Annotated in this window: 7 protein-coding genes; 2 read left to right on the top strand and 5 right to left on the bottom strand. The window is 70.6% G+C overall.

Features of this window, described 5'->3' with window-relative positions:
• Nucleotides 1-70 precede the first annotated feature (70 nt).
• Nucleotides 71-637 (bottom strand): DJ-1/PfpI family protein, encoded by a 567-nt coding sequence (locus tag E2E34_RS25540; RefSeq protein ID WP_138904268.1) that lies wholly within the window; start codon nt 635-637, stop codon nt 71-73.
• A gap of 440 nt (nt 638-1,077) precedes the next feature.
• On the opposite strand from E2E34_RS25540, the gene E2E34_RS25535 reads away from it, so the two are divergent.
• Nucleotides 1,078-6,033 carry an NAD-glutamate dehydrogenase gene (locus E2E34_RS25535; RefSeq protein ID WP_138904267.1) on the top strand — a complete coding sequence of 1,652 codons (4,956 nt, stop codon included), beginning with the start codon at nt 1,078-1,080 and terminating at the stop codon, nt 6,031-6,033.
• A 28-nt stretch (nt 6,034-6,061) separates the two neighbouring features.
• Here E2E34_RS25535 and E2E34_RS25530 read toward each other — a convergent pair whose 3' ends face one another.
• The 3 genes from E2E34_RS25530 to E2E34_RS25520 are packed head-to-tail and all read right to left on the bottom strand — an operon-like array spanning nt 6,062 to nt 8,999.
• Nucleotides 6,062-7,339: a glycosyltransferase 87 family protein gene (locus E2E34_RS25530; protein ID WP_138904266.1), complete on the bottom strand. Its 1,278-nt coding sequence runs from the start codon at nt 7,337-7,339 to the stop codon at nt 6,062-6,064.
• Between the two features lie 27 nt (nt 7,340-7,366).
• Nucleotides 7,367-8,089, bottom strand: coding sequence for an ABC transporter ATP-binding protein (locus tag E2E34_RS25525; protein WP_138904265.1), 723 nt, complete (start codon nt 8,087-8,089; stop codon nt 7,367-7,369).
• Nucleotides 8,082-8,999, bottom strand: coding sequence for an ABC transporter permease (locus E2E34_RS25520; protein WP_138904264.1), 918 nt, complete (start codon nt 8,997-8,999; stop codon nt 8,082-8,084). Before E2E34_RS25520 ends, E2E34_RS25525 begins: the two co-directional genes overlap by 8 nt.
• 124 nt (nt 9,000-9,123) lie before the next feature.
• On the opposite strand from E2E34_RS25520, the gene E2E34_RS25515 reads away from it, so the two are divergent.
• Nucleotides 9,124-9,738, top strand: coding sequence for a TetR/AcrR family transcriptional regulator (locus E2E34_RS25515; protein ID WP_244316083.1), 615 nt, complete (start codon nt 9,124-9,126; stop codon nt 9,736-9,738).
• A gap of 68 nt (nt 9,739-9,806) precedes the next feature.
• Here the strand turns inward: E2E34_RS25515 and E2E34_RS25510 are convergent.
• Nucleotides 9,807-10,618: carbohydrate ABC transporter permease (locus E2E34_RS25510; RefSeq protein WP_138904262.1), on the bottom strand; the 812-nt coding region annotated here is incomplete at its 5' end.

Raw genomic sequence — 10,618 nt, 5'->3', positions numbered from 1 at the left:
TCGGCGTGCGTAAGCCCGGCCCCCGCACGCCGATCCGCCCCCTTGCGCCGAGCGGGCCGGGTTCCGGGGTTTACGGCGTGATGCCCTTGTCACGGAGTACCTTCAGGAACGCGCGCATCCACGTCGGATGGTCCGGCCACGCACGCGCCGAGACCAGGATGCCGTCGACCACCGTCTCCGCGTCCTGGAAGGTCGCCCCGGCGGACTGCATGTCCAGTTCCAGTGCCGGGTAGGCGGTGACCCGGCGGCCGGCGAGGCCGTCGACGGCGGCCGTCAGCAGCGGGCCGTGGCAGATCTGGGCCACCGGCTTGTCCGAGTCGAAGAACGACTTGAGGATCTTGCGGAGCTCCAGGTCGTTGCGCAGGTACTCCGGCGCCCGTCCGCCGGGGATCACCAGGGCGGCGTACTGACTGGGCTCGACCTCGGCGAACGCCAGGTCGGCGGGCCAGGTGTAGCCGGGCTTCTCCGTGTAGGTGTCGAAGCCGGGCTCGAAGTCGTGGACCACGAACTGGAGCTTCTTGCGGGCCGGGGCCGCGATGTGGACCTCGTACCCCTCCTCCCGCAGGCGCTGGTACGGGTAGAGGACTTCCAGCGATTCTGCCGCGTCGCCGGTGACGACGAGGATCTTGGGTGCCATGGCTGTGTGCTCCCCTCGGGCGGCCGGTTTCGTGCCGACCGCTTCAACGTGCACCCGCCGGCACGGTTTGCCAAGGAGCCCCGCCGGGCCCCCTAGGAGGCTTCGCGTCGGCCGTCGCTGTCCAGAGTGTCAAACTTCCGGGCTGCTTTTGTACACCGATCGGACATGACGGGCCCCCGGTGCGGCGGGATAGCCTGGTGCCGTGATCAGCGCGATAGCCCTCGGGGGCAGCGAAGCCCCCGGCATGCGCCCGGAGCACTTTCGTGCCCGGGGAATCGCTGATCCCCGAAACCCCGACCGGCCGTCAAAATTGGCCAATAACGTCATGGGTATCTCTCACCGCGGCATAACGTCGACACTGACCGGATACCCGCGTCGTGGCGTTGTGTCACCTTTCTTCACCTACGTCACGCAACGGCGCGCGACAGGAGCCAGAGGACATGCAGACCAAGCTGGACGAAGCCAAGGCCGAGCTGCTCGTACGGGCGGCCCGGGTAGCTGAGAACAGCCCGGCCGGGGGGCAACCTTCGACTGGGTCCACGAGTGCAGGCACTCCCGACCGGGACACGCTGCTCGCGTACCTCCAGCGCTACTACCTGCACACGGCACCCGAGGACCTCGCCGACCGCGACCCGGTCGACGTCTTCGGTGCGGCGCTCTCGCACTACCGGCTGGCGGAGAACCGCCCGCAGGGCACGGCCAACGTCCGGGTGCACACCCCGACGGTGGAGGAGAACGGCTGGACCTGCAGCCACTCCGTCGTCGAGGTGGTCACCGACGACATGCCCTTCCTCGTCGACTCGGTCACCAACGAGCTGTCCCGCCAGGGCCGCGGCATCCACGTCGTGATCCACCCGCAGGTCACCGTGCGCCGTGACGTCACCGGCAGGCTGGTCGAGGTGCTGCCCGCCGACAGCGGCCGCCGTGACGAGAAGCTCCCGCACGACGCGTGCGTCGAGTCGTGGATCCACGTCGAGATCGACCGCGAGACCGACCGCTCCGACCTCAAGCAGATCACCGCCGACCTGCTGCGTGTCCTCAACGACGTCCGCGAGGCCGTCGAGGACTGGGAGAAGATGCGCGACTCGGCGCTGCGCATCGCCGAGGAGCTGCCGAGCGAGCCCACCGCCGACGACCTGCGCGACCTGGAGGTCGACGAGGCCCGCGAGCTGCTGCGCTGGCTGTCCGCCGACCACTTCACCTTCCTCGGCTACCGCGAGTACGAGCTGACCGAGGACGACGCGCTGTCCGCCGTCCCCGGCACCGGCCTCGGCATCCTGCGCTCCGACCCGCACCACAGCGGCGACGAGGACCACCCGGTCAGCCCGTCCTTCAGCCGGCTGCCCGCCGACGTACGCGCCAAGGCCCGCGAGCACAGGCTGCTCGTCCTGACGAAGGCCAACAGCCGCTCGACCGTCCACCGGCCCAGCTACCTCGACTACGTCGGCGTGAAGAAGTTCGACGCCGAGGGCAACGTCGTCGGTGAGCGCCGCTTCCTCGGGCTGTTCTCCTCGGCCGCGTACACCGAGTCCGTACGCCGCGTCCCGGTCGTCCGCCGCAAGGTCGCCGAGGTCCTCGACAAGGCGGGCTTCTCGCCCAACAGCCACGACGGCCGCGACCTGCTCCAGATCCTGGAGACGTACCCGCGCGACGAGCTCTTCCAGACGCCCGTCGACCAGCTGACGTCCATCGTGACCAGCGTGCTCTACCTCCAGGAGCGGCGCCGGCTGCGCCTCTACCTGCGTCAGGACGAGTACGGGCGCTACTACTCCGCGCTCATCTACCTGCCCCGCGACCGCTACACCACCAGCGTGCGGCTGCGGCTGATCGACATCCTCAAGGAGGAGCTCGGCGGCACCAGCGTCGACTTCACCGCCTGGAACACCGAGTCGATCCTCTCCCGCCTGCACTTCGTCGTCCGCGTCCCGGCCGGCACCGAGCTGCCGACCCTGACCGACGCCGACACCGAGCGCATCGAGGGCCGGCTCGTCGACGCCGCCCGCTCCTGGGCCGACGGCTTCTCCGACGCCATGAACGCCGAGCTGGGCGAGGAGCGCGCCGCCGAACTGCTGCGCCGGTACGGTCACGCCTTCCCCGAGGGCTACAAGGCCGACCACTCGCCGCGCGCCGCCGTCGCCGACCTCGTCCACCTCGAACAGCTGACGCACGGCCGCAACAGCTTCTCGCTGTCGCTGTACGAGCCGGTGGGCGCCGGACCCAACGAGCGCCGCTTCAAGATCTACCGGATCGGCGAGCAGGTCTCCCTGTCCGCCGTCCTGCCCGTGCTCCAGCGGCTCGGCGTCGAGGTCGTCGACGAGCGCCCGTACGAGCTGCGCTGCGCCGACCGTACGCACGCCTGGATCTACGACTTCGGCCTGCGCATGCCCAAGTCGAACGGCAACGACGGCCACCTGGCCGACGACGCCCGCGAGCGCTTCCAGGAAGCGTTCTCCGCCGTGTGGACCGGACAGGCCGAGAACGACGGCTTCAACGCCCTCGTCCTGAGCGCCGGTCTCGACTGGCGGCAGGCGATGGTGCTGCGCGCGTACGCGAAGTACCTGCGTCAGGCCGGTTCGACCTTCAGCCAGGACTACATGGAGGACACCCTCCGCAACAACGTCCACACCACCCGGCTGCTGGTCTCGCTCTTCGAGGCGCGGATGTCGCCCGAGCGGCAGATCGCCGGCACCGAGCTGACCGACGGGCTGCTCGAAGAGCTCGACGGCGCGCTGGACCAGGTCGCCTCCCTCGACGAGGACCGGATCCTGCGGTCGTTCCTGACCGTCATCAAGGCGACGCTGCGCACCAGCTTCTTCCAGAAGACCGCGACCGGCGAGCCGCACGGCTACGTGTCGATGAAGTTCGACCCGCAGGCCATCCCGGACCTCCCCGCGCCCCGCCCGGCGTACGAGATCTGGGTGTACTCGCCGCGCGTCGAGGGCGTCCACCTGCGCTTCGGCAAGGTCGCCCGCGGTGGTCTGCGCTGGTCCGACCGGCGTGAGGACTTCCGTACCGAGGTGCTCGGCCTGGTCAAGGCGCAGATGGTGAAGAACACCGTCATCGTGCCGGTCGGCGCCAAGGGCGGCTTCGTCGCCAAGAACCTGCCGGACCCGTCCGTCGACCGTGACGCGTGGATGGCCGAGGGCATCGCCTCGTACAAAACCTTCATCTCGGCGCTGCTCGACATCACCGACAACATGGTGGCGGGCGAGGTCGTGCCGCCGAAGAACGTCGTGCGCCACGACGAGGACGACACGTACCTCGTCGTCGCCGCCGACAAGGGCACCGCGACCTTCTCCGACATCGCCAACGAGATCGCGGTCGCGTACAACTTCTGGCTCGGTGACGCCTTCGCCTCCGGTGGCTCGGTCGGTTACGACCACAAGGGCATGGGCATCACCGCCCGCGGCGCGTGGGAGTCCGTCAAGCGGCACTTCCGCGAGCTCGGCCACGACACGCAGAACGAGGACTTCACGGTCGTCGGCGTCGGTGACATGTCCGGCGACGTCTTCGGCAACGGCATGCTGCTCTCCGAGCACATCCGCCTCGTGGCCGCCTTCGACCACCGGCACATCTTCATCGACCCGAACCCGGACGCGGCGACGTCGTACGCCGAGCGCCGCCGTCTGTTCGAGCTGCCGCGCTCGTCGTGGGCCGACTACAACACGGATCTCCTGTCGGCGGGCGGCGGCGTCCACCCGCGCAGCGCCAAGGCGATCCCGATCAACGCGCACATCCGCGAGGCGCTCGGCATCGAGCGGGGCATCACCAAGATGACCCCGGCCGACCTGATGAGGACGATCCTCCAGGCGCCGGTCGACCTGCTGTGGAACGGCGGCATCGGTACGTACGTCAAGTCCTCGGCGGAGTCGAACGCCGACGTCGGCGACAAGGCGAACGACGCGATCCGCGTCAACGGCGAGGACCTGCGGGTCAAGGTCGTCGGCGAGGGCGGCAACCTGGGCGCGACCCAGCTCGGCCGCATCGAGTTCGCCCGGCGCGGCGCCGGCGGCGAGGGCGGCCGGATCAACACCGACGCCATCGACAACAGCGCGGGCGTGGACACCTCCGACCACGAGGTGAACATCAAGATCCTGCTGAACGGGCTCGTCGCCGACGGCGACATGACCGTCAAGCAGCGCAACCAGCTGCTCGCCACCATGACCGACGAGGTCGGCTCGCTCGTCCTGCGCAACAACTACGCGCAGAACACGGCGCTGGCCAACGCCGTCACGCAGGCGCCCTCCCTGCTCCACGCCCAGCAGCGCTTCATGCGCCGGCTGGAGCGCGACGGGCACCTGAACCGCCCGCTGGAGTTCCTGCCCACCGACCGGCAGATCCGGGAACTGCTGAGCGCGGGCCGCGGCCTGAGCCAGCCGGAGCTCGCCGTCCTCATGGCGTACACCAAGATCACGGTGGCGGACGAGCTCATCCACACCGGCCTTCCGGACGACCCGCACCTGCGGACCCTGCTGCACGCGTACTTCCCCAAGGCGCTGCGCGAGCAGTTCGGCGAGCAGATCGACGCGCACGCGCTGCGTCGCGAGATCATCACGACGGTGCTGGTCAACGACACCGTGAACACCGGTGGCTCGACCTTCCTGCACCGGCTGCGGGAGGAGACCGGGGCGTCGATCGAGGAGATCGTACGGGCGCAGTTCGCGGCCCGCGCGATCTTCGGGCTCAGCGAGGTCTGGGACGCGGTCGAGGTGCTCGACAACACGGTGGCGGCCGACGTGCAGACCCGGATCCGGCTGCACTCGCGCCGCCTCGTCGAGCGCGGCACGCGCTGGCTGCTGGGCAACCGGCCGCAGCCGCTGGAGCTCGCCGAGACGATCGAGTTCTTCAGCGACGGTGTGGCGCGGGTCTGGGACGAGCTGCCGAAGCTGCTGCGCGGCGCGGACCTGGAGTGGTACCAGGGCATCCTCGGCGAGCTGACCGACGCGGGTGTCCCCGAGGAGCTGGCGCTGCGGGTGGCCGGGTTCTCCTCGGCCTTCCCGACGCTCGACATCGTCGCGATCGCGGAGCGCACCGGCAAGACGCCGATGCAGGTCGCCGAGGTGTACTACGACCTGGCCGACCGCCTGTCCATCACCCAGCTCATGGACCGGATCATCGAGCTGCCGCGGGCCGACCGCTGGCAGTCCATGGCCCGCGCCTCCATCCGCGAGGACCTGTACGCGGCGCACGCCGGCCTGACGCAGGACGTGCTGTCCGTGGGCAACGGGGCTTCCTCGCCGGAGGAGCGCTTCACGGCGTGGGAGGAGAAGAACGCCGCGATCCTGGGCCGCGCGCGTACGACGCTCGAGGAGATCCAGGGTTCGGACGCGTTCGACCTGGCGAACCTTTCGGTGGCCATGCGCACGATGCGCACGATGCTGCGCACGCGCGTCTGATCGCTCCTGGGGGGCGCCCCGCACCGGGTCATTCCGGTGCGGGGCGCCCCTTTTCCCGTACTCCCGCACTTCTCGACGACGCCCACAGCCGGTGGCAGGACAGCAGGGCGGCGGCCAGCAGCAGAAGGTTCCGTACGACCATGAGCGCGCAGCCCAGCGGCGTGCCCGAGACCACGTCGTCGTACAGCACGGGGTAGGCGAGCGCGCTCAGGGCGGCCGCCGGCAGCAGCAGGGCGGCGACCGGGCGCTGGGTGGTGGCGCGCGAGGTGAGGCAGACGGCGGCCAGGCCGAGCAGCCACACCAAGTACTGCGGGCTGATCACCCGGCTGGTGACGGTGAACAGGAGCACGGCGGCCAGCGCCGCGTCGAAGGGCGTGGCCGAGGTCCAGCGGCGGGCCCTGATCCGCCAGAGCAGCAGCCAGCAGAAGGCGGCGGCGGTGAGGACGAGGGAGGCGTGGGCGAGGGCCGGGACGTACGGCCCGGTCAGCTCCATCGCGCCGTAACGGTATTCGACCGTTCCCGGCCAGCCCGCCAGCCGGGCCAGGGACAGCGCGGTTCCGGCCAACGACTCGATCTGCACGCCTCTGCTGCCCTGCTGGCGCAGGAACCCCAGGGGGTGCGAGAAGCCGAACGCGAGGACCGCGAGCAACGCGGCCGCACCGGCGGCGGCGGACAGCCAGGCGTCCCGGGTGGCACGTCCGCGGGGCGCGCCCAGCAGCGCGAGAACCGGCCAGACCTTCACCGTCGCACCGAGCCCGGCGAGCGCGCCGCCGACGCGCGGGTGGCGCTGGAGGGCGAGGAGGGCCAGTACGGCGAGCGCGGTGACCTGGACGTCGTACCGGACCAGGGGCAGGTGCAGGAGCAGCGGCAGCGCGCTCACCCACAGCCAGGCGCCGTCCGTGCGGCGGCCGGGCCGCAGTCCGGCGCGGGCGAGGGCGCAGGCGAGGAGCGCGTCGGCGGCGAGGGTGAGGACGAGGAACGCCTGGAAGTACGTGAGCCAGGGCAGCGCGCCCGGCCCGAGGATCACCAGGGCCGCTCCGGGCGGGTACTGCCACATGACGTCGTCGAGGGGGAAGCCGCCCCGGGCGAGCTGTCCGTACCAGCCGTAGTAGATCTGGTGGACCTCACCGCTGATCGTCCCCACGTCGAACGCGGCGAGGGGCTGGGCGAGCAGCGCGAGCATGCCGAGCCGGGTGGCGACCCAGACGACGCCGAGCCCGCAGGCGAACCGGCGGGCGGCGGCCGCCGACCCGGGGGAGCCGGGGGTGGTCCGCGCGTCGGAGGCCGGGATCTGTTCGGTCGTCATCAAGGCGCACTTTAGCCATTCTTGGCCCTATTTCTTTGCCTTTGCGTCCGCCTCGTAGGCGGCGACCACATCCGCCGCCGGCCCGTCCATCCGCAACACCCCGGCCTCCAGCCAGAGCGCCCGGTCGCAGGTCTCGGTGACGGTCCTGTGGTGGTGACTGACCAGGAACACGGTGCCCGCCGTCGCACGGAGCTCGGCGATGCGGGCCTTGCTGCGGCGCTGGAAGGCGGCGTCACCGGTGGCGAGCGCCTCGTCGATCATGAGTACGTCGTGGCTCTTGGCGGCGGCGATCGAGAAGCGCAGGCGGGCGGCCATACCGGAGGAGTACGTCCGCATGGGCAGCGTGCTGAAGTCGCCCTTGTCGTCGATGCCGGAGAAGTCGACGATCCGTTGGTAGCGCTCACGGATCTGCCGGCGCGTCATGCCCATCGCCAGGCCGCCCAGGACGACGTTGCGTTCGCCGGTCAGGTCGTTCATCAGCGCGGCGTTGACGCCGAGGAGCGAGGGCTGTCCCCGGGTGTAGATCCGGCCACGCGCGGGCGGGAGCAGTCCGGCGACCGCTTTGAGGAGGGTCGACTTCCCGGACCCGTTGGAGCCGATGAGTCCGATGGCCTCGCCCTGGTGCGCGACGAAGGTGACGCCCTTGACAGCGTGCACTGCGCGCGCGGTGCGCCCGCTGTGCACCCGGTAGGTGATGTGGACGTCGTCCGCGATGACGGTGGGCGTGCGTGCGTCCTGTTCCTCAGCCACGGCCGTACGTCTCCTCCGCCTGCCAGAAGTAGACGAAGCCGCCCACGCCCGCCAGGAGCGCCCAGCACGCGGCACCGGCCCAGACGTGCGGGGGCAGTTGGTCGGCGGTGAAGCTGTCGATGAGCGCGAAGCGCGTCAGGTCGATGTAGAGCGCGGCCGGATTCCACTCCAGGGCCACGGCCGCCAGGTGCGGCACCTCGTCGCCCCGCACGGTGTGGCCGACGCTCCACATGACGCCGGAGACGTACATCCAGGTGCGCAGGACGAAGGGCATCAGCTGGGCGATGTCCGGCGTCCGGGACGCCAGCCTCGCCATGACGAGCGCCAGACCCGTGTTGAACGTGGCCTGGAGGCCGAGCGCGGGCAGTGCCAGCAGCCAGGACGGCCGGGGAAGCTGCCCGCAGCAGCAGAGGATCACCGTCAGCGCGGCCATCGAGAAGAGCAACTGCTGGAGCTGCTGGACGGCGTACGCGACGGGGAGCGCGGCGCGGGGGAAGTGCAGGGCGCGGACGAGTCCCAGGTTGCCGGTCAGGGCGCGGGTGCCGGCCAGGACGGTGCTGCTGGTGAACGTCCAGACGAAGACGCCGGTGACCAGGAACGGCACGAAGTCGGCGACGCCTTCCTTGGTGCGGAGCAGGACGCCGAAGACGAAGTAGTAGACCGTCGCGTTGAGCAGCGGCGTCATGATCTGCCAGAGCCGGCCCAGTCTGGCCCGGCTGTACTGGGCCGTCAGCCGGGCGGTGGCGAACGCGGTGACGAAGTGGCGGCGGCCCCACAGGCGCCGGGTGTACTCCGGGAGGCTGGGTCGGGCGCCGCTGGCGGCGAGACCGTGGCGGGCCGCGAGGGCGGCCAGGCCGGGGTGGGGTCTGGCACCCGGATCGGAGGCGGGCGGTGTCGCGGTCAGGGTCACATCGGCGGCTTTCGACGGGAGCGAGGGAAAGCGCGACGGGACGGGTCCGTATCGTCGCTACGGCGACAGTAGGGCGGAGTGCGTCGCTACGCAACCGTTCCGTCGTGACGCTATGCTGGGCCGCATGAGCGCCGACCCGCCACCGACCACACCACCGCGCCGAGCCCCCGCCGGAGCCGCCGTGCTCCGGGAGGACGTGACCGAGGCGATCCGTACCGCCGTCTTCGAGGAGCTGGCAGCCGTCGGGTACGCCCGCATGTCGATCGAGGGCATCGCCCGCAGGGCCGGCGTCGGCAAGACGGCCGTCTACCGTCGCTGGAAGTCCAAACTCGCCCTCGTCCTCGACCTTGTCTCCGCCGTGGCGGCCGAGGGGCTGCCCGCACCCGCGACCGGCTCGCTGTACGGCGACGTCCGCGCCCTGCTCGAAGTGGCCGCCCACGCACTGCGCCACCCCGTCGCCTCGCAGGTCGTCCCGGACCTGCTGGTGGAGGCCACGCGCCACCCCGAGATCGCCGACGCGATCAGGGCGGCTCTTCTCGACGGACAGCACGGCGTCGCCGCCGCCGTCGTACGGGACGCGGTCGCGCGCGGCGAACTGCCCGAGGAGACGGACGTGGACCGTGCTCTCGACCTGATCGTGGGGCCGCTGTACTGGCGGCTCGTGGTGGTGCGCGGTGCCCTGCCGGCCGGGTACCTCGACGGCCTCGCGCAGTCGGCGGTGGCCGCGCTCCGGGCCTGAGCCGGCCCCGGACGCGGTGCGGCGGCCCGGTCCTGGGGGAGCGGGCCGCCGTTGGGGTGGTGAGGGGGCTACTTCACCGCGCCGGCCATCACGCCGTTGACGAACTGGCGCTGGAACGCGAAGAAGACGATCAGCGGAATGATCATCGAGATGAACGCGCCCGGCGCCAGGATGTCGATGTTGTTGCCGAACTGGCGGACCTGGCGCTGGAGCGCCACCGTGATCGGCGGGTTGGCCGAGTCGGCGAAGATCAGCGCGACCAGCATGTCGTTCCAGACCCAGAGGAACTGGAAGATGCCGAGCGAGGCGATGGCGGGACCGCCCAGCGGCATCACGACGCGGGTGAACAGCCGGATCTCGCCCGCTCCGTCGAGCCGCGCCGCCTCCAGGAGTTCCTTGGGGATCTCCGCGAAGAAGTTGCGCAGGAGGAAGATCGCGAACGGCAGGCCGAAGGCGACGTGGAAGAGGACCACACCGGCCGTGGTCTCGAAGATTCCGATCTTGCCGAAGAGTTCGGACACCGGTACGAGTGCCACCTGCACCGGCACCACCAGCAGGCCGACGACCACCAGGAACCACCAGTCTCGGCCCGGGAAGTCCATCCACGCGAAGGCGTAACCGGCCAGCGAGCCGATCACCACGACCAGGACGGTCGACGGGACGGTGATCATGACGGTGCTGAGCAGGGAATCGACGATGGTGCTGTTGTCGAGGAGGTTGGCGTAGTTGTCGAGGGTGAGCTCGGAGGGGGCGGTGAAGACCTTCCACCAGCCCGTCTCCGCGATGTCGGTGGGGCTGCGCAGCGACGAGAACAGCAGGCCGATCGTCGGCATCAGCCAGAACAGCGCCACCAGGACGAGGAAGACGCTCACCACGCCGC

Source organism: Streptomyces albidochromogenes (assembly GCF_005981925.1).
Lineage (GTDB): Bacteria > Actinomycetota > Actinomycetes > Streptomycetales > Streptomycetaceae > Streptomyces > Streptomyces albidochromogenes.
The sequence above is the reverse complement of the archived record's forward strand: the minus strand, read 5'-3'. Positions and strand labels throughout refer to the sequence as shown.

What these genes read in the sequence shown, in the direction of transcription:
- E2E34_RS25540 (WP_138904268.1), bottom strand. Translation starts at nt 637, where the DNA reads ATGGCACCCAAGATCCTCGTCGTCACCGGCGACGCGGCAGAATCGCTG.
- E2E34_RS25535 (WP_138904267.1), top strand. Translation starts at nt 1,078, where the DNA reads ATGCAGACCAAGCTGGACGAAGCCAAGGCCGAGCTGCTCGTACGGGCG.
- E2E34_RS25530 (WP_138904266.1), bottom strand. Translation starts at nt 7,339, where the DNA reads ATGACGACCGAACAGATCCCGGCCTCCGACGCGCGGACCACCCCCGGC.
- E2E34_RS25515 (WP_244316083.1), top strand. Translation starts at nt 9,124, where the DNA reads ATGAGCGCCGACCCGCCACCGACCACACCACCGCGCCGAGCCCCCGCC.